At 66.1% G+C, this 19,208-nt stretch carries 18 protein-coding genes; 11 read left to right on the top strand and 7 right to left on the bottom strand.

What is annotated here, in order from left to right; genetic code table 11:
• Nucleotides 1-285 precede the first annotated feature (285 nt).
• Nucleotides 286-1,002, top strand: a complete 717-nt coding sequence (locus tag ACV959_RS17275; RefSeq protein ID WP_475737780.1) for an invasion associated locus B family protein — start codon at nt 286-288, stop codon at nt 1,000-1,002.
• 128 nt (nt 1,003-1,130) lie between these two features.
• On the opposite strand, the gene hspQ is transcribed toward ACV959_RS17275, so the two are convergent.
• From hspQ to gap, 5 genes are all read right to left on the bottom strand, one after another.
• Nucleotides 1,131-1,463 carry a heat shock protein HspQ gene (gene hspQ / locus ACV959_RS17270; RefSeq protein ID WP_475737779.1) on the bottom strand — a complete coding sequence of 111 codons (333 nt, stop codon included), beginning with the start codon at nt 1,461-1,463 and terminating at the stop codon, nt 1,131-1,133.
• 92 nt (nt 1,464-1,555) lie between these two features.
• A complete protein-coding gene (locus ACV959_RS17265) occupies nt 1,556-2,749 on the bottom strand; it encodes a phosphoglycerate kinase (RefSeq protein ID WP_475737778.1) in 1,194 nt (397 codons plus the stop codon).
• Nucleotides 2,746-3,072 carry a hypothetical protein gene (locus ACV959_RS17260; protein ID WP_475737777.1) on the bottom strand — a complete coding sequence of 109 codons (327 nt, stop codon included), beginning with the start codon at nt 3,070-3,072 and terminating at the stop codon, nt 2,746-2,748. The genes ACV959_RS17265 and ACV959_RS17260 overlap by 4 nt, the downstream gene beginning before the upstream one ends.
• Nucleotides 3,073-3,121: 49 nt before the next feature.
• Nucleotides 3,122-3,445, bottom strand: coding sequence for a hypothetical protein (locus tag ACV959_RS17255; protein ID WP_475737776.1), 324 nt, complete (start codon nt 3,443-3,445; stop codon nt 3,122-3,124).
• Nucleotides 3,446-3,463: 18 nt separating this feature from the next.
• The gene (gene gap, locus ACV959_RS17250; protein WP_475737775.1) at nt 3,464-4,471 is read right to left on the bottom strand and encodes a type I glyceraldehyde-3-phosphate dehydrogenase; all 1,008 of its coding nucleotides are present in this window, start codon (nt 4,469-4,471) and stop codon (nt 3,464-3,466) included.
• A 279-nt stretch (nt 4,472-4,750) separates the two neighbouring features.
• Here gap and ACV959_RS17245 point away from each other — a divergent pair, with 279 nt between their 5' ends.
• From ACV959_RS17245 to ACV959_RS17235, 3 genes are all read left to right on the top strand, one after another.
• A complete protein-coding gene (locus ACV959_RS17245) occupies nt 4,751-5,050 on the top strand; it encodes a DUF4164 family protein (RefSeq protein ID WP_475737774.1) in 300 nt (99 codons plus the stop codon).
• Between the two features lie 2 nt (nt 5,051-5,052).
• Nucleotides 5,053-5,436, top strand: coding sequence for a cell division protein ZapA (locus ACV959_RS17240; protein WP_475737773.1), 384 nt, complete (start codon nt 5,053-5,055; stop codon nt 5,434-5,436).
• Between the two features lie 246 nt (nt 5,437-5,682).
• Nucleotides 5,683-6,927: a phospholipase effector Tle1 domain-containing protein gene (locus tag ACV959_RS17235; RefSeq protein WP_475737772.1), complete on the top strand. Its 1,245-nt coding sequence runs from the start codon at nt 5,683-5,685 to the stop codon at nt 6,925-6,927.
• 136 nt (nt 6,928-7,063) lie between these two features.
• Here the strand turns inward: ACV959_RS17235 and ACV959_RS17230 are convergent, their stop codons facing one another.
• Nucleotides 7,064-7,630, bottom strand: a complete 567-nt coding sequence (locus ACV959_RS17230; RefSeq protein WP_475737771.1) for a hypothetical protein — start codon at nt 7,628-7,630, stop codon at nt 7,064-7,066.
• Between the two features lie 312 nt (nt 7,631-7,942).
• Here ACV959_RS17230 and ACV959_RS17225 point away from each other — a divergent pair, with 312 nt between their 5' ends.
• The 5 genes from ACV959_RS17225 to ACV959_RS17205 are packed head-to-tail and all read left to right on the top strand — an operon-like array spanning nt 7,943 to nt 12,264.
• Nucleotides 7,943-8,953, top strand: coding sequence for an FAD-dependent oxidoreductase (locus ACV959_RS17225; protein WP_475737770.1), 1,011 nt, complete (start codon nt 7,943-7,945; stop codon nt 8,951-8,953).
• Entirely contained in the window at nt 8,922-9,119 is a 198-nt protein-coding gene (gene thiS / locus ACV959_RS17220) for a sulfur carrier protein ThiS (RefSeq protein ID WP_475737769.1), read from the top strand. The genes ACV959_RS17225 and thiS overlap by 32 nt, the downstream gene beginning before the upstream one ends.
• Nucleotides 9,116-9,922, top strand: a complete 807-nt coding sequence (locus ACV959_RS17215) for a thiazole synthase (RefSeq protein WP_475737768.1) — start codon at nt 9,116-9,118, stop codon at nt 9,920-9,922. Before thiS ends, ACV959_RS17215 begins: the two co-directional genes overlap by 4 nt.
• Before the next feature lie 28 nt (nt 9,923-9,950).
• Nucleotides 9,951-11,345 (top strand): thiamine phosphate synthase, encoded by a 1,395-nt coding sequence (locus ACV959_RS17210; protein WP_475737767.1) that lies wholly within the window; start codon nt 9,951-9,953, stop codon nt 11,343-11,345.
• A 10-nt stretch (nt 11,346-11,355) separates the two neighbouring features.
• On the top strand, nt 11,356-12,264 hold the full coding sequence (locus ACV959_RS17205) for an SDR family NAD(P)-dependent oxidoreductase (protein ID WP_475737766.1): 909 nt from the start codon (nt 11,356-11,358) through the stop codon (nt 12,262-12,264).
• A gap of 69 nt (nt 12,265-12,333) precedes the next feature.
• Here the strand turns inward: ACV959_RS17205 and ACV959_RS17200 are convergent, their stop codons facing one another.
• A complete protein-coding gene (locus ACV959_RS17200) occupies nt 12,334-12,942 on the bottom strand; it encodes a PilZ domain-containing protein (protein ID WP_475737765.1) in 609 nt (202 codons plus the stop codon).
• 435 nt (nt 12,943-13,377) lie between these two features.
• On the opposite strand from ACV959_RS17200, the gene ACV959_RS17195 reads away from it, so the two are divergent.
• Complete coding sequence (locus tag ACV959_RS17195) at nt 13,378-15,312, top strand: autotransporter assembly complex protein TamA (protein ID WP_475737764.1); 1,935 nt, start codon at nt 13,378-13,380, stop codon at nt 15,310-15,312.
• Nucleotides 15,309-19,193: a translocation/assembly module TamB domain-containing protein gene (locus tag ACV959_RS17190; RefSeq protein ID WP_475737763.1), complete on the top strand. Its 3,885-nt coding sequence runs from the start codon at nt 15,309-15,311 to the stop codon at nt 19,191-19,193. Before ACV959_RS17195 ends, ACV959_RS17190 begins: the two co-directional genes overlap by 4 nt.
• The last annotated feature ends 15 nt before the right edge of the window (nt 19,194-19,208 follow it).

The raw sequence follows: 19,208 nt of genomic DNA, 5'->3' as shown, positions 1-19,208 counted from the left end.
GCGCCGGCCTCATTCCGCCGCATTTTTGAATTTTCCGTCTCGCCGGTCCACTGACGCCTTCGGTTCGCCCAAGACCCGCTGGAATTTGCCGCTGCGACCATGTAAGAGCTTCGCCATCGACTCGGCGTTTCGACGGCGGCGAGGAGAATCAGCGTGAGGGCAAGGGTTCCACGGCGTTGGGTTCTGGCGCCGCAACGTGCGGGCGGCCCCGCGGCGTCGCGACCAAAAATTCTTTGCGCAGCCGGAAGGCGCCGGCTAGCAGACAAATCGAAAGGGACTTCCGAAATGTCGATCCTCTTCCCGCGGTCCGCCGCGGTCGCGCTGGCGGGAGCTTTCCTGCTCGCCGGCGTCTCGGCGCAGGCCCAGCAGGCTCCCGCCGCCGGCGGCGCGCCCGCCGCTCAGCCCCAACAGCAGCCGGCGCAGCCGCAGGGGCCGATCACAGCCACGCTGCAGGCGGTGCAGCCCGACTGGACCAAGGTCTGCGGCGCCGATCCGGCGACCAAAAAGGAAATCTGCTACACGACGCGCGATTTCGGCGCCGCCGCCAAGGAAGGCGACGCGCCCCAGCCGCTGCTGGCGCTCGCCGTCTACGACCCCAAGGGCGACGACACCAAGATCATCCGCCTCCTGTTGCCGCCGGGACTCATGCTGAAGCCGGGCTTCCGTTTTGCAGTCGACAAGGGCAACATGGAGTCGGGCGCGTTCGAAATCTGCTTCCCGAACGGCTGCTTCGCCGAGGCCAAGGTCAAGAAAGCGCTGGTCGACGGCATGAAGAAGGCCGAGAAGATGACGATCATCGTCAAGAACCAGGCCAACGCCGAGGTCACCTTCTATCTGCCGCTCGCCAATTTCGGCAAAGCCTTCGACGGCCCGGCGATCGACCCGAAGGTGCTTGAGGAGCAGCAGAAGAAGCTTCAGGAAGAGTTGCAGAAGAAGGCCGAGGAAGAGCGCAAGAAGCTGGAGGCCAAGGGCGCCGCGGTCCCGGAGGCCCCCAAGAAGTAAGCGCGACGTTCGCGCAAAGTCCCGACGCCCGCGCGAGGAGCGCGGGCGTTTTTTGTTGACCGCCATGGCGTTTCCTTAAGACGCCGCAAGGCGCGCGCACGAAGAGGGCGCGGGCGGGTTTTTCGAGATCAGTGCCGCTGCTGCGCGCGAATGCGGTAGACGCCGTCCTCGTCGCGCTCGAAGGTCTCCTCGACCTGCGGATGGCGGACAGGCTCGCCGGAGGTGTCGGGCACGAGGTTCTGCTCCGACACATAGGCGACATATTCGGTTTCGGCGTTCTCGGCGAAGAGGTGGTAAAACGGCTGATCCTTGCGCGGACGCACCTCCTCCGGGATCGAGAGCCACCATTCCTCCGTGTTCGCGAACACGGGATCAACGTCGTAGATGACGCCGCGGAAGGGATAGCGGCGGTGCTTCACGACCTGCCCGATCGCGAATTTTGCAATGCTCTCTCTCGGCATTCTTACGACGCCTTTAACGCGGTGTTTACCCAGCTATTTGGTAGCGCAGGGCCATCGCCGCCGTCAACGGCGTCCCGGTCCTGCGCCCGCCCTCACGCCTGCAGGGCCGCGACGCCCGGCAGCGTCTTGCCTTCGAGCCACTCCAGAAAGGCGCCGCCGGCGGTCGAGACATAGGAAAATTCCTGCGCCGCATGCGCTTGATTGAGCGCCGCGACCGTGTCGCCGCCGCCGGCGACCGAGAGGAGCTTGCCTTCGACGGTCAGTCGCGCCGCGGTCTGCGCGACGGCGTTGGTGCCCTCGTCGAAGGGCGGCAGCTCGAAAGCGCCGAAGGGGCCGTTCCAGACCAGCGTCTTGCATTTGGCGAGCAGGCTTTCGACATGGGCGACGGACTTCGGGCCCACGTCGAGTATCATGTCCTCGGCGCCGACATGGTCGACCGAGACGATGTGCGAGGGCGCGTGCGCCTCGAATTTCTGCGCGACGGTGGCGTCGACCGGCAGAACGACCGTGCAATTGGCGGCCTTCGCCTTTTCCAGAATGTCGCGCGCCGTGGCGGCGAGGTCGTGCTCGCACAGCGATTTGCCGACCGCCTTGCCCTGTGCGGCCAAAAACGTATTGGCCATGCCGCCGCCGATGACGAGGTAATCGACCCTGGAGACGAGATTGCCGAGCAGCTCGAGCTTGGTCGACACTTTTGCGCCGCCGACGACGGCCATCACCGGGCGCGCCGGATTGGTGAGCGCGGATTCGAGCGCCTCCAGCTCCGCCTGCATGGTGCGGCCCGCAATGGCCGGGAGCTTGCGGGCGAGCCCTTCCGTCGTGGCGTGGGCGCGATGGGCGGCCGAGAAGGCGTCGTTGACGAAAATGTCGCCTAGCTTCGCGACTTCATCGGCGAAGGCGGGATCGTTCTTCTCCTCGCCTTTATGGAAGCGCGTGTTTTCGAGCAGCGCCACGTCGCCGTCCGCCATCGCGGACACCACGGCGGCGGCCGCTTCGCCCACGCAGTCGTCGGCGAAGGCGACCTTGCGCTTGAGATAATGCTCCAGCGTCGGCAGCACGTGGCGCAGCGAATCCTCCTCGACGCGCTGGCCCTTGGGTCGGCCGTAATGCGAAAGCAGGATCACCTTGCCGCCCTTCTCCGCGAGCTCGTTGATCGTGGGCAGGATGCGCTCGATGCGGGTCGCGTCGGTCACGCGCCCTTCCTCCATCGGCACGTTGAGATCGACGCGCAGGAGAACGCGTTTGCCTTTGACGTCGACGTCGTCGAGGGTGCGGAAGGAGGTCATGAGTGGAAGTACTTTCCTGCTGTGAACATGAGGCCAGCGATGCCGATTAGAAGGGTTCCGATGAGGCCGAGCATCGACCAGATCGTCGGAACTTGATTGAAACGTCCCTCGACGCCGGCGATGCGCCCCTCTACTGTCCCGATCCGGCCTTCAATGCCGGCTAGGCGGCCCTTCATTTCAGCGACATCCACCTGGAGACGGACGAGGTCGGCTTGTTTCGCACCAGTCTGGAGAAGTTCGGTTACCTTGGGCTCCAGCCGGACGAGGATGCCTTCGATACGATCCATCTTCTCTTCCAGGCGGCCAACGCGTGCTTCGAGCATGGGATCCTCCGGGCCGCCGGAATCTGAGCTAGATCCCTTTCGGTTGGGTTCAAAGGGGACTATCTCGGCCATCTGATTTTACCACGGAAATAGGTTTGGGTGCTTCAACGAGGATTTTCACCAAATGTTGCTCTACGAAGCCGCATCGAGGGCATGATAATGCAACCGTCTCCAGATGTCCGCCCTCGATGCGCGCAGAGCCGTCGTCCTTTTGCGAGATCGCGCCCATAACCGATTGGCGGCTCAGAAAGAATTTCTCGCCGCCGCATCTCAGGCATTTGAGATCAGGAAAGGCGCGATTGATTTCCTGCGCAAGATCGCTGATCGATAGATCTCGGTGAGAAACCTCCGCCCTTTCCTGCTCACCAGACATAAAGCCACTCCGCCTATCTCAGATCATTGAGCCGATCAGCGCCGCCGTATCGGTCATGCGGCCGGAGAAGCCCCATTCATTGTCGTACCAGGACAGGATCGAGACGAGATTGCCGTCCATCACCTTGGTCTGGTCGAGATGGAAGGTCGAGGAGGCCGGATTGTGGTTGAAGTCGATCGAGACGAGCTTCTCGGACGTATAGGCGAGCACGCCCCTCATCGGGCCATCCGCGGCGGCCTTGATCGCCGCGTGGATCTCGTCCCTCGTCGTCGGGCGCCTGGCGACGAATTTCAGATCCACGGCCGAGACGTTCGGCGTCGGCACGCGGATGGCGTAGCCGTCGAGCTTGCCGTTGAGTTCCGGCAGCACCAGGCCCACCGCCTTGGCGGCGCCCGTCGAGGTCGGGATCATGGACAGCGCGGCCGCGCGCGCGCGGTAGAGATCCTTGTGGAAGGTGTCGAGCGTCGGCTGGTCGCCCGTATAGGAGTGGATCGTGGTCATGATCCCCTTCTCGATGCCGATCGCCTCGTGCAGGACCTTGGCGACCGGCGCCAGGCAGTTCGTGGTGCAGGAGGCGTTGGAGACGATCAGGTGATCCCTCGTGAGCTTGTCGTGGTTGACGCCATAGACGACCGTGAGGTCCGCGCCGTCGCCCGGCGCCGAGACGAGCACGCGCTTCGCGCCCGCGTCGAGCAGCAGTTTCGCCTTGTCGCGCGCCGTGAAGAGGCCGGTGCATTCCATCGCGACGTCGACGCCGAGTTCCTTGTAGGGGAGTTCGGCGGGGTTCTTGATGGCGGTGACCTTGATCTTGCCCCGACCGACGTCGATCGTGTCGCCGTCGACCTTCACCTCATGGGGAAAGCGGCCATGCACCGAGTCATAGCGCAGCAGATGGGCGTTGGTCTCGACCGGGCCCAGATCGTTGATGGCGACGACCTCGAGGTCGGTGCGGCCGGTTTCGACGATGAAGCGGAGGACGTTGCGGCCGATGCGCCCGAAGCCATTGATGGCCACTCTGACGGTCATTTGGAAATTCTCCTTGTCGCCGCGCGCTTTACGAGAAAGGCGGCTGCCGCCCGGCGGCGTCTGCGCGCCGCGCGCCGGGCTTTGGGTGTCGAGGCGAGGGTTGAATAGCACCTCGCGCCCCCCTGTCAACGCATCGCCGCGCCGCATGCGCCGCGGCGGCGCCCGGCTTCGGCGGGGCGCCTTGGGATTCGCCCGATTCATGCTACCAACGGCGCGCGGCGAATCGGCGCTTGCCCGCCGCAACCCCTTCCGCTGCGAGAAACAGGGCGCCGCCCGGCGATGACGCATTCCGAAAAGCTCGACGCCGCTCTCGAGCGCCTTCAAAAGGCGCTCGACCAGCTGGAGCGGACCGTCGCCCTGAAGCTCGAGGACGACCTCTCCAGCGCCGAGCTGGAGGAGGAACTCGCCATCATGCAGGACGATCGCGGCCGTCTGGCGCTCGAACTCGACGCCGCGCTCGCCCGCGTCAACGCGCTGGAGAAGGCGCGCGACGAGGTGCTGCGGCGTCTCGACAGCGCCGGCGCGGGCGTCGCGGCCGCGCTCGGAGCGGCGACGTCGGCCATCGCGCGCGGGGAGTAGCCATGGCGGCGGTCATCGTGAACATCGCCGGGCGCACCTACCGCCTCTCCTGCGACGACGGGCAGGAAGCGCGGCTGGAGCAGCTCGCTCGCTATGTCGAGGGGAAGATTCTTGCGATGAAAGAGGGGTTCGGCGACATCGGCGAGCAGCGCATCGTCGTCATGGCCGCCCTCTCCATCGCCGACGAGGCGACGGACGCGCGAGGCAGGGCGCAGGCCGTAGAGATGGACATCGCCGCGCTTCGGGCCGAACTCGACGCCGTGCGAAAGTCGGCCGCCGCGCTAGAGGAGCGCATGGCGAGCGCCCTGGACGACGCCGCGCGGCGGATCGAGCAGCTCAATTCCGAACTGCAGAAACCCGCGCCGCGCGACGATTTTCCGGTCTGACGATGTCTGTGAGCGTCTATGCTTTTTTAAATTAAAGTTGTCAGATCATTCGGGGTGACGTCTTTTTCAGGGTTAATCACGGCCGGTCAGAAGAGGACGGATTGCAACTTAAAGCGTCCAATCACAGTGTTTAGGGACTATCCTTCAGGGTTGCCAAAGAGGCGGATTCAGACCAAACTTAAAACTTGGCCACGATGATTTTTGCGAATTGACATTCTTTTTGGATGGCCCACGGGAGTATGCAACATGTCTGAGAATCTCACTCGTCGTAAAGTATTAACATCTCTGGCGCTGGGTTCCTTCGCGACCAGTCTATCGTTTGGTCAAGAAGCAAAGAAGCGAATTGTAATTTTGATCGATGGCACTCTAAATGACGAGTCGCTGAGGCCTGAGGATGCTGATTACATTCCAGGGGCAACAAATGTTGCTTTGCTTCATTGCCCTACCATAGCAAAAGCGCCGCTAATTCCGAGTGTTTCATCTAAAGGCGTGATTCAGGAAGTCAATTATTTTAAAGGGCCTGCATATGGAGCCACAGGACTTGATTTGATGATGTCTGTCAAAGATTCTTATGAGTGTATTGTGAAAAATTATAATGATGGGGATGAATTATATCTATTTGGATTCTCTCGTGGCGCGTATGGAGTGCGCGCGCTTGCGGAAATTATTAACAAAAGAGGTATTCGTAAGCGGCAGAGCTCGATGCCTTTTGAAACAATGTGGAAGTCTGGTGAAAATAACACAAGTTTGGATATTGACGTTCATAGCAGCCGGGAAATCGCGTGCATTGGTGTGTGGGATACAGTCAGTTCATTTGGTGTTCCAGGAGGATGGGGATTAGAGATATTCGGGAATTTATTTTCTAATTACTTCTTGGAAGGAGTGCACAGCACTAGACTGCCAGAAAATGTCAAGGTTGCTCTCCATGCGGTCGCAGTAGATGAACAGCGACGTTCTTTCATCCCCATGTTCTGGACCGCCCAAGGCGGCATCAAGCCGGATTCAGCTCTCTTTGTCGAGCAAGCTTGGTTTCCCGGCGTACATTGCGATGTCGGCGGCGGGTATCGAGAGCGTCAACTTTCCGACCTCGCGCTAATATGGATGATCGCGAGAGTCCAAGAGCATACGAACCTGGAATTTGATGTAAATGCTGTAAGAAAAGAAGTCGAATTGGCCGATATCCACGGGATGGTTCATGATACGTTAAGAAATTATCCTATCAGCAAGTTCTACAACTACGTCGAGGGTTTGTTCCATCCCCCAGGTAGGAGATTGCTTTATAGGGAAAATACAGAGAATAACATAAATGAAGTTGTGCACTGGAGTGTCAAGGAGAAATATGGTAAGCGGTGTATTATAAGTGGAAAGGCGGATGCTGAATATAGACCTCTGCACTATGATCCTGCCTCTGCACCGGAAATGGTTGTCCAGCCGTCACAACAAGAACTAAGCCTTCTTCCTCATCGGGTTAGAAGTTTGCTGCCTTCTTGAGCTTACAAAAGTTAGAGATCCGGACCGCTAACCGAGCGACCGGAGCTCTCTTGCGAAGGATGCCGCCGCCCACTCATGGCTGGACGAAACAGAAAGCAGTGTCGGCGGCGATCCCAACCGCTTTGGTGCGCCGCCCCTATTTCCCCCAGTTCTCGATGCTCGCGTCGCGCTTGGCCTTCTGGAGGTCGTCGGCGAAGGTCGAATATTGGTGATTGAGCTTCTCCGCCGTCATCGCCACGCCGCCGTCGGACATGATGGCGATCTTCATCTGCTCCGTCGCCATGCGCTCAAGCTCGTTGATCCACTGGTTGACGTTGGCGATGAGCTTGTCCTTGCGCTCTTTCTGCACCGCATGGTCAGGGGACGTGTCGGTGGCGATGGCGATCTCGGCTTTCGTATCCTCGATCATCTTGTCGAGATCCTTGGCCTTCGCCTCCAGCGCGGCGACCTGATCCGGCGCGCCTTCCCTGGCCTTTTCGAGCGCGGCGTCCGTTTCCTTCTTTGCCTTTTCGAGATTGTCGAGGCCGTTTTTCAGCCAGCTCGCCTGAATGGTCAGGAGCGAGTCGCGAGCGACGCCCGTGAGGTTGAAGCCGTTGGGGATCGGGAAATAGGGGCCGATCTTGGCGGCCTGGGCGGGCGCGGCGAGGCCAACGGCGCCGGCGACGAACGCGGCGGCCAGAGCCGTGCGGAGACTGGTGAACATCTGATTTCTCTCCCGGATTGGCGCGCCGGCTGAGATTTTTTGACGCGCGTCATTGTTGTGCGAGATCTTGGGCCATCGCCGCCCGTCTTGCAAGCCCAACCGCCGCCTTGAGGCCGACATTGCGCGCCGCCGCGGCGCTTGACGCCGACCGCGCTTTCGCGCGACCCTCGCCCGGCCGGGGGAGTCCCGCCAGGGGGGCTGAGAGGCTGCAGAGGCGTCGCGGGACGCTTGGCGCGGCGACCCTTAGAACCTGATCCAGTTCAGTGCTGGCGGAGGGATGGTGTCGAATCTTCTTTCCATAAGGGGCGGCTCATGCTTGCGCGGGTGATCGGCGCCGGCGTCGCCGGGCTCTGCGCGGCATATGCGCTGGCGCGCGCCGGCGCCGGGGTGGAGCTCGTCGAGCGCGCGGCCGCGCCCGGGCAGGGCTGTTCGCGCTATGCGGGCGGCATGATCGCGCCCTGGTGCGAATTGGAGAGCGCCGAGCCGCTCGTCGCCGAACTCGGGCGCGAGGCGCTCGAGTTCTGGACGCGCGAGATTCCGGTCGCGACGGCCGCGGGCAGTCTCGTCGTCGCGGCGCCGCGCGAAAGCGCCGAGCTGACGGATTTCGCCCGCCGCACCGAGCGTTTCGAACGGCTCGACGCCCCGGGCGTCGCCGCGCTGGAGCCGGATCTCGCGGGCCGTTTCGAGGCGGCGCTGTTCTTTCCCCAGGAGGCGCATCTCGATCCCCGCGCCGCCCTCGCGGCGCTCGCCGGACGCCTTGCTGCAATGCAAAATGTTGCGCAGCATTTCGGAGTCGAGGCCCCGAGCCTCGACACCCGGCCGGACTGGACGATCGACTGCCGGGGCTTTTCCGCCCGCGACGCCCTGCCGAGGCTGCGCGGCGTGAAGGGCGAGATGCTGATTTTGCGCAGCGACGAGATTTCGCTGTCGCGCCCCGTGCGGATGCTGCATCCGCGCCGCCCGGTCTATGTCGTGCCGCGGGGCGGCGGACTCTTCATGGTCGGCGCGACCATGATCGAGAACGAGGAGCGCGCGCGGGTGACGGCGCGTTCGGTCGTGGAGCTGGTGAATTCCGTCTTCGCGATCCATCCGGCTTTCGCGGAAGCCGAAATCGTCGAGACGGGCTCGGATGTGCGTCCGGCTTTTCCCGACAATCTCCCGCGCCTTATCAAACGCGGGCGGACCCTCTATCTCAATGGGCTCTACAGGCACGGTTTCCTGCTTGCGCCCGCGCTGGCGCGGCGGGCGGCGGAGGCCGCTTTGCGGGGCGCCTTTTTCCCGGAGGTCATGGATGCGGATTCAGGTGAACGGGCGTCCGCGTGAGGTCGCGGCCGCCACCCTCGAGGCGCTGTTGCGCGAATTGGGTTATGCGGATCAGAAGGTCGGCACCGCGCTGAACCAGGAGTTCGTGCGCGACAAGGACCGCGGGAAGACGCCGCTGCGGGAGGGCGACGCGGTGGAGATCGTGACGCCGAGGCAGGGGGGATGAACGCGCCGCTGAACATCGCCGATCCGCTGACGCTCTACGGCGCCGCGCTGCGGTCGCGCCTGCTCCTCGGCACGGCGCGCTATCCTTCGCCGGCGATCCTCGCCGCGTCGATCCGCGCCTCGGGCTGCGAGATCGTCACCGTGTCGCTGCGGCGGGAGGCGGGCGGCGGCCGGGCGGGCGAGAGTTTCTGGTCGTTGATCCGCGAGACCGGCGCGCGCGTGCTGCCCAATACGGCGGGTTGCCGCACGGCGAAGGAAGCCATTACGACCGCGCAGATGGCGCGCGAGGTGTTCGAGACCAGCTGGATCAAGCTCGAGGTCATCGGCGAGGAGGACACGCTCCAGCCCGACGTCTTTGGGCTCGTCGAGGCCGCGAAGGCGCTCGCCGCCGACGGTTTCGAGGTGTTCCCCTATACGACGGACGATCTCGTCGTCGCCGGGAAGCTCCTGGACGCGGGCTGCAAGGTTCTCATGCCCTGGGCGGCGCCGATCGGCTCGGGGCGCGGCGTCAACAATCCCTTCGGCCTGCGGGCGTTGCGCGCGCATTTCCCGGACATTCCGCTCATCGTCGATGCGGGGCTCGGGGCGCCCTCCCATGCCGTCGCGGTGATGGAGATGGGGTATGACGCCGTGCTGCTGAACACGGCCGTCTCGCGCGCGGGCGACCCCGTCGGCATGGCGCGCGCCTTCGGTCTTGCGGCGGAGGCGGGGCGGCTCGCCCATCTCGCCAGGCCGATGACCCCGCGCGACATGGCCGAGCCCTCGACGCCGGCGATCGGGCGTCCTTTCGGCGCGCTCGGCTGAGGCCTTTCCCTTCGGACGGCGGTTGTCTATGGCTGCGCGCGACAAGGAGCCGCCCGTGACTTCGACGAGCCTCGATCCCTTCTATCTCATCGTCGACCGCGCCGACTGGCTGACGCGGCTCCTGCCCCTCGGCGTGAAGCTCGTGCAATTGCGCGTCAAGGACCGCCCCGAGCCGGAGGTTCGCGAGGAAATCGCCCGCGCGCGCGATCTCTGCCGCGCGGCCGGGGCGCAGCTCGTCGTCAACGATTACTGGCGCCTTGCGATCGACGCCGGATGCGACTTCGTGCATCTCGGGCAGGAGGATCTGGCCGGGGCGGACGTTCCGGCGCTGCGCCGCCACAGGGTGCGGCTCGGCGTCTCGACCCATGACGACGCCGAGCTCGAGCGCGCCCTCTCGTTTTCCCCCGACTATGTCGCGCTCGGCCCCGTGTGGCCGACGCTGCTCAAGGAGATGAAATTCGCGCCGCAGGGTCTCGAAAAGCTCGCGGCGTGGAAAAAGCGCGCAGGCGGCGTTCCGCTCGTCGCCATCGGCGGGTTGACGCCGGCGCGCGCCTGTCTCGCGCTCGCGGCCGGCGCCGACAGCGCCTGCGTGGTCACGGATGTCTTGCGCGCCGCGGACCCAGAGTCGCGAACCGTCGAATGGGTGACGGCGACCGCGCCCTGGCGCAACGCGCCGGAACTCGTCGCGCGTTTCGCGCCCGATCATGCGCGCGCGATCGTCTTTCCCTCGCCCAATCACGGGCCGCGCGCGCGTCCGATCTCGGCCCTCGTCCTGCATTACACCGGCATGCCCACGGCGCAGAGCGCGCTGGAGCTTCTGTGTTCGCCCATCGCCGAAGTCTCGGCGCATTACGTTGTCGAGGAGGACGGCCGCGTGCTGCAGCTCGTTCCGGAGTCGCGCCGCGCCTGGCACGCGGGCGTAAGTTGCTGGGCGGGCGAGACCGATGTGAATTCGGCCTCCATCGGAATCGAGATCGTTCATCCCGGCCATATCGACCCGCGCCCCTATCCCGAAAAACAGATCGACGCCGTGATCGGGCTCTCGCGCGACATTTGCGCGCGGCGAAAAATCGCGCCCCAGCGCGTGCTCGCGCATTCGGACATTGCGCCGCGCCGCAAGATCGACCCCGGCGAGTTCTTTCCCTGGGACAGGCTGGCCGCGGCGGGCGTCGGCCTGCGTCTCGCGCCGCTCCCGCCGGGCGACGGCCCGGCGCTCGAGCGGGACGCCGCCGGCGAGAAGGTCGCGCAGCTTCAGCGCCAGCTCGCGGCTTTCGGCTACAAACTCGCCGAAACGGGGATTTACGACGAGGAGACGGCGACGGCGGTCGCGGCTTTTCAGAGGCATTTCCGGCCCGCCCGGGTCGACGGCCGCGCTGACGCCTCGACGATCGACGTTTTGACGCGCCTGCTCGCGACGGCCTGAGGAGTTTCGCATGACGAACGGGAAACGCGCCGTAGTCGTCACCGGCGCCTCGACCGGGATCGGCGCCGCCTGCGTCGACGCGCTCGTGAAAAACGGCTTCTTCGTTTTCGGATCGGTTCGCAAGACGGAGGACGCCGATCGCCTGCGGGCGCAATTCGGGCGCGACGCCGCGCCGCTCATCTTCGACGTCACGGATGGCGACGCCGTCGCGCGCGCGGCGGCGGAAGTCGAGGCCTGGCTCGCGGGCGATACGCTCGCCGGCCTCGTGAACAACGCCGGCGTCGCCGTTCCGGGGCCGCTGCTGCATTTGCCGATTGACGACTTCCGCCGGCAGATCGAGGTCAATCTCATCGGTCAGGCGCAGACGACGCAGGCCTTCGCGCCGCTGCTCGGCGCGCGCGCGCCGCAGGGCGGGACGCCGGGCCGCATCGTCAACATGAGCTCCGTCGCCGGCCGTTTCGCGACGCCGTTTTTGGGCGCCTACAACGCCTCTAAATTTGCGCTCGAGGGAATGTCCGACGCCTTGCGGCGCGAGCTGATGGTCTATGGGATCGACGTCGTCGTCATCGCGCCCGGCATGATCGCGACGCCGATCTGGGACAAGGCCGACAGCGCCGATTTCACGCATTTCGACAAAACGATCTACGGCCCGGCCGCGCGCCGCGTGCAGAAATGGGCGGTGGAGGGCGGGCGGGCCGCGCCGGGGCCCGAGCTTGTCGCGAAGGCTGTCCTGCGGGCGCTGACGGCGCGGCGTCCGCCCGTGCGCATTCCGGTCGTCACGAGTCGCCTCCTGGGCTGGACCCTGCCCGGACTGACGCCCTCCCGGCTGGTCGACTGGCTGACGGCCCGGCGGCTCGGATTCTTCGAGGCGCGCGAGAGGCTGAGGTCCGAGCCTCGCAGCAGGCTGGAGGGCAAATGACTTGGCGGCTGAGCGCCGCCCCGAAAACGCCGACGGCTTTTCCGGCGCCGTCCGCCGCGGTCCGCGCCGTCAGAGGCGCGTCGTCTCGTCGATCTCGCCCGGCCGGAAATGCTTGACGAATTCACAGGCGACGCCGTCATCGAGAATGCGCACGACTTTCGCGGGCGTGTTGCCGATGAGCACTTCCGCGCCCATGGGGATGAAGTGGTCGGTCTCGATAGAGACGCCGGAGAGGGACAGGCTGCGGATGCGCACGATATGTTCGTCGCCGCGCGTGAGGCGCAGAACCGTCAGATCCATCAGCGGAACCACGCGATCGTGCCGGCGCCGCTCCTCGACGTCGAGGGTGGAGCGGTTGGCGTACCAGGTCAGCTGATCGGCGAGACGGTCGCGCTTCTTGGGCGTGAGCTGCAGGGTCATCTCGAACCCCTGCTCCGTCGCGCGGGTCGCCGATCCGGTGAAGCGGCCAAGTTCGTTGAGGTAAAGCACGACCTTCTCGCCGGGCACCGCCGCGACCGGCGCGAAAAGCGAGACGTCGCCGGGCGACATTTCGAACGTGCGGCAGGGATATTCCTCGCTCGACTTCAGGAGCATGTATCTCCCCTGCAGGGAGAGCGGCACGCGCTGGAAGCGGTCCGTGTCGAAATGACTGATCGAGTGCAGGAGATTCACGCCCATAGCCGTCTACCGTCGTCGTTTCGCCCGCTCGCCCGCGAGATCGCCGGACGACGGGACCCGTGCCGAGACTTTCGAGCGAGCCGCCGGCGCCTCGAAAGTCGCGATAATTGGTCGCTTCCTCTTTTTGACGCGATCCCGTATTCGAAGGCTTGAGCCCTCTCGTTCAATTTTATCGGAATCGGCGCGTTGCGCTTTTTTGCCCGCCGGGCCGGCGACGCTCCGTCGCGCGCCGCGGCGCTTGCGGTTCCCGGCGCGGTCAGCGCGTCGATTAAGTCCACGAAAAGAAAGGAAAAGCTAGCGTCTCTCGATGAACTGGTCGAAATGCTTAACTATGAGCGGGGCTTTAAGCTTAACGGATTGGACGGCTGCGCCCTTTCCGCCTATGCTGAAGACCGGGTTTATTGCGGGTCCGCCGTGAGAATATCGCGCATTTCATTGACGGCGGCGTTTTGCGCCTTGTGCCTCGGCGGGGCGACGCCAGCGCGCGCCTTCGATTTCTTCGGTTTCTTTAGCGAGCCCGAAAAAGCGGAGCCGAAACCCGACGCCGTCGCCTATGACGTGACTTTCGCGGGGCTCGGCGACGACGGGGCGCTGGAACAGACGCTCAAGGACGCCTCCAACAGCTGGCGCCTGCGGCTCGACTCCCCCTCCGCCGGCGTCGGACTGACGCGCCGCGTCATCGCCGATTATCCGCGCATCACGGACGCGCTCTGGGCGAGCGGTTATTTCAACGCTACGGTGCGCGCGACCGTCGCCGGCGCGCCCGTCTCGCCCGACGGGAAAGGCGCCGAGGTTGCTGCGGCGGCGGCGGAGCGCCACCGGGGATCCTCGCTCGCGCCGGTCGTCTTCGAGGTCGAGCCGGGACCCCTGTTCAAATTGCGTCACGTCGTCGTCTATGACGCGCGCACCAACGCCCCGATCGATCCGGCGCTGTTTTCGAGCAAGGCGTTGGCGGTCAGTCCGGACGAACCCGCCCGCGCCGCCGCCGTGCGCGCCCGTCAGGCGGAATGGGTCGACGCCCTGCGCGACAAGTCCTATCCGCTCGCCAAAGTGGTGACGACGCGCCCGGTCGTCGACCATCGCGAACATGTGATGGACGTCGCCGTCACCATCGACCCCGGCCCCAAGGCGGGCATCGGCGCCGTTGAGCTGTCCGGCTCCCCCGGAATCGACCCCGACGTCATTCGCTCCTTCATCTATCTTGAGGAGGGAGAGCCCTACAGTCCGAAAAAGCTCGCCGAGACGCGCCGATCCGTCGCGCGCATCGAGTCGGTCGGCGGCGTGAGGGTCGAGGACGGAGCCCATCTCGACAAGAACGGGAATCTGCCGATCCTCGTCGAGACGACGGAACGGATGCGCCACGCGATCGGCGCCTCGGCGATGTTCTCCAACATCAACGGCCCGTCGCTGCGCAGCTATTGGGTGGACCGCAATCTGTTCGGCGGGGCCGAGCGGCTGCGCGTCGATCTCGAAGGCGGCCTCGCCTATTACAACAATTCGGCGGCCTTCCTCGCCTTCCCCGAGCTGAAGGCGAGCAATCTCGTCGGCGTCGCGCATGTCGGTTTCATCAAGCCGGCGCTCTGGGGCACGAGAAACGACCTGCTGCTCGACGGCTCGCTGATCCGTGAGCGCACGGTCTATTACTGGGCGGCCTACGGCAATTTCAACGGCGCGATCCGCCATCGCTTCAGCGACACGGCCTCGGTGCAGGCCGGCGTCGAAGTCGAGGGCGGGCAGTTCTACGACGTCTGGGGCCTCCATAATTACACGCTGCTCGGCTTCCCCGTTTCCGGCAACTACGACAGCACCGACAATGCGCTGGCGCCGACGCGCGGCGTGCGCGTCGTCGGCCGCGTCGCGCCTTATGTGAGCGCCTTCTCCAACAGCGTCGCCATGTTTGAGTCGAAAGGGCAGGCCTCCGCCTATTACGCGCTCGACGAAGACGCTTGGTATATTCTCGCGGGGCGCGTCGCGGCGGGCTCCATCGCGGGCGCGCCCATCGAGAACATTCCCGCCAACCGGCGCTTCTTCGCGGGCGGCGGCGGCTCGGTGCGCGGCTATCGGTATCGCTCGATCAGCCCGGAGAACGGCTTCGGCTTCCCCACCGGCGGCCGCAGCCTGTTCGAGGCGTCTGGCGAGGCGCGCATCAAGCTGACGCAGAACATCGGCGTCGTGCCTTTCATCGACGTCGGCGCCGCTTTTTCGGCGCCCTGGCCGGATTTCGATTCGACCCTGCGCGCCGCAGCCGGCATCGGCCTGCGCTATTACACGGGCATCGGTCCCATTCGCGTCGATCTCGCGACGCCGCTCAATCCCCGGCCGGTCGACAGCCGGCTCGCGCTCTTCATCGGCATCGGAGAAAGCTTTTGACCCGCAGGCTCTCCCGCCGGGCGACGATCGGCGCCGGCCTCGCCGGACTTGTCGCGCTGGCGATCGGCGCCGGCGTCTATTCGCTGCACAGCGCGGCCGGCGGCCGCTCCCTTGCAAGCTTCGTCTCCAACGCCGTTTCGTCTCCTGACATGAAAATCGACATCGGCGCGATCGACGACATCTTGTCGTCGCGCCCCGTCGTGACGGGCGTCGTCGTCTCTGACCGGAACGGCCCCTGGCTGAGGATCGACCGCGTGTCGGCGTCATGGTCGCGGCTTGCGCTCGTCGGGATGAAGCTCGACGTCGATCGCATCGAAGCGGGCGAGGTGGAGGTGTTGCGCCGTCCGGCGCCCGCGGCGCAGACGCCGGAGGGGAAGAAGCCGGACTCCGCATCGGCCGGGATGTCCTTTCCGCCCCGATTGCCCATCGGCGTGCGGCTCGGAGAACTGTCGGTGGGAAAGCTCGTTCTCGCCGAGCCCGTGGCCGGCGCCGCCGCGACGCTTTCCGTCAATGGGGGCGGCGAACTCACGGGCGCGGCGGCGAGCCTGAGGCTCCTGGCGCAGCGGCTCGACGCGCCGGGCTCGATCGGCGCGGACGCGGCCTATGCGTCCGGAGACGGCAGGCTCAGGATCAAATTCGCAGCGTCGGAGCCGGGCGACGGCCTCATCGCGCGCCTCGCCAAGCTCCCCGGACTGCCGCCGGTGGAGGCGTCGCTCGAGGGCGCGGGAACGCTCGACGCCTTCGAGGCGAAGCTCGCCGCCCGAGCCGGCGAGGCTGGCGCCGAGGGCGTTGGCCGGATTTCGCGGGAAGCGGCGTCGCGGCGACTCGATCTCGATCTTTCCGCCCGGCTGTCGGACGTGCTGCCCCGCGGCATCGCGCCGCTTTTCGCCGAGACGACGAAGATCGAGGCGACGGCGCATGTGCGCGACGACGGCGCCAAGACGCTCGACCGGCTCGCGCTCGCCGCTTCGGCTTTCGACCTCAGCGGCTCCGGGCGGCTCGACGCGGCGGGGGCGCTCGAGGGCAAGGCGCGGCTCACGGCGCCGGATCTTGGCCGTTTCTCTCGGCTCGCGGGACGAGTTCTTCGCGGCGCGCTCGATCTGTCGGCCGATCTGACGGGCAAGCCGTTCGACGGCGGCGTCGAGGCGGCGCTCGCGGGCGTCGCGACCGGGCTCGCGACCGGCGTCGCCGCCGCCGACGGGCTCATCGGGGAAAAGCTCACGCTGGCCGGAAAGGTCGCGACCCTTCCAGATGGGGGCGTTTCCTTTGAAAAACTCACCCTCGGCGCCGCGCATGCGATCGCCCGCGTCGACGGATCGGCGACGAAAGAGAAGGCCGCCGTCGACGCGAAGATCGACATTTCCGAATTGCGCTACGCGGGCTTGCCGCTTGCCGGCCGGGCGACGGTCGCCGCGGCCGTCACGGGCTCGCTCGACAAGCCGGACGCGACTTTCTCCGCGACGCTGGCTGACGCGACGGCGAACGGCAGGCCGATCCCCAAGCTGACGCTCGAGGGCGAGGCGCGCGACATTCTCGGCCGGCTCACGGCGCGCGCGACGCTCGACGGCGTGGTCGACCGCAAGCCGGCCAGCGGCCGCCTCTCGCTGGCGCGCGCAGACGAGGGATGGAAGCTCGACGACCTCGACGTTTCGGTGGGAAGCGCGACGGCGAAAGGCGCGCTTTCCCTCGACGGCGCCGGGCTCGCGAACGGCCGCCTCGCGGTCGCCGCGCCCGATCTCGACGATTTGTCCGCGCTGGCGCTCCAGAAGCTCGGCGGCCGCCTGAATGCGACCGTGGCGCTCGACGCGGCGGGCGGCGGGCAGAATGTTTCGGTCGACGCGTCGGGCGCCAGCGTCGCGGCGTCGGGCGTCGCGGTCGAACGGCTCGCTGCGAGATTCTCCGCGCGCGACGTCTTCCGGCGCCCCGCGCTCGACGGCGACGTTTCCGTCGACAACGCCCGCGTCGGCGGAGAGACGGTCAACCGGGCGCGGCTTCTCGCGCGCCCCGCGGGGAACGGCGCCGCGGCGCTCGATCTCACGCTCGACGCGCGCGGCTTCAATGTCGCGAGTCGCGCGACGCTGACGCCCGGCGACCGGACGCGCCTCGACGTCGCGCAGTTTTCCGCCCAGCGCGGCGGCAGGAGGATCGCGCTCACGCAGCCGGCGGTCATCACGGTTCAGGGCGGCGCGGTCGATTTCCGGGGCGTGGCGGTCGCGCTCGGCTCGGGGCGCCTCGACATCGAAGGCGCGGTCGGCGACCGTCTCGATCTGACCGCCCGGGCGCGCGCCGTGCCGCTCTCCGTCGCCGCCATCGCCGATCCCTCGCTTGGCCTCGACGGAACGCTCGACGCGGAGGCGCGCGTCACGGGGACAAAAGCCGCGCCCTCGGGCGACTGGCGCGTGAAGGTTTCCAGGGCGACGGCGCCGCAGTTGCGGGCCAACGGCCTGCCCGCGATCGATCTTTCCGCGAGCGGCCGCCTCGCCAACAAAAGAACCACGCTGGACGCCGACGTCGCGCTGGGGGCGACAAGCCGCCTCAAGATCACGGGCTCGGCGCCGCTCGGCGAGGGAGCGCTCGATCTTTCCGTCAAGGGCGCGATCGACGCCGCGCTCGCCAACACCATGCTCGCGGCGAACGGCCAGACGGCGGCGGGCAAGGCCAATGTCGACCTGCGCCTCACGGGTCCGGCGGCGAATCCGGTCATCGGCGGCGCGGTCACGATCGCGGACGGCGCCTTCAACGATCCGCTGAACGGGATCAGCCTCGCCCGGATCGCCGGACGGCTGGAGGGACGCGGACATGATCTCACGATCAACGGCCTCACCGCACAGACGAAGAATGGCGGCCAGATCGCCGTCGCAGGCAAGGTTTCCGTCGCGCCGGACGCTGGCATGCCCGGCTCGCTCCACGTCTTCGCCAACAACGCCCAGCTCGCGAGCACGGATATCGTGTCCTCGGTGGGCGACCTCGATCTCATGGTCAGCGGCCCGCTCGCCCGCGCGCCGAAAGTCGCCGGCAAGGTCAATCTCGACTCGATGGACGTGAACGTTCCCGATCGCCTGCCGGTCAATCTGAAGCCGCTGCCCAATTCGACCCATATCGACGCGCGGGGCTTCGCCGCGCAAATGCTGGCGCTGGAGCGTAAACGGAAGGCGAAGGAGGCGCGGAAGTCGACTTTCGACGCCGCGCTCGACCTTTCGCTTTCAGCGCCGAACCGGATCTTCGTGCGCGGCCGCGGCATCGACGCGGAGTTCGGCGGCGCCCTCAAGATCGGCGGCACGCTGCAAAAGCCCAATGTCATCGGCGGCTTCGATCTGCGCCGCGGCAGGATGCAGCTGCTCACGCAGCGCATCGACATCACGCGGGGGAAGCTCGCTTTCTCCGGCGGCCTCACGCCGACGCTGGATTTCACGGCGGAAACGAGGGCGGCGGACATTACCGCGAAGATCGGCGTCTCGGGCCCCGCGGCGTCGCCCGTTTTCACTTTCTCATCGTCGCCGGAACTGCCGCAGGACGAGGTGTTGTCGCGCCTTCTCTTCGCGAGGGCGTCCGGTTCGCTCACGCCCTTCCAGGCCGTGCAGCTCGCCGCCGCGCTCGCGCAATTCTCGGGGGCCGCCACCGGCGTCGACGCTTTCGAGAAGATGCGCCGGGCGCTTGGCGTTGATTCGCTCGATCTCGACGCCGGCGGCGCGAGCGGGCCGACGATCGGCGTCTCTCGCTATATCATGGAGGGGGTGAGCGTCGGCGTCCGCACCGGCGCGCGGCCGGAGCAGACCTCGGTGAACGTCGGGGTCGACGTCACGCGCGGCGTCCGCGTTCAGAGCGAAACCGCCGTCGATGGAAAGACCTCGATGGGCGTGGGCCTCGAGTATGAATATTGAGGGCGCCGCCGCCCG

Source organism: Methylocystis sp. Se48, assembly GCF_056269425.1.
Note: the sequence above shows the minus strand (reverse complement) of the source record. Positions and strands in the feature narration are given on the sequence as shown.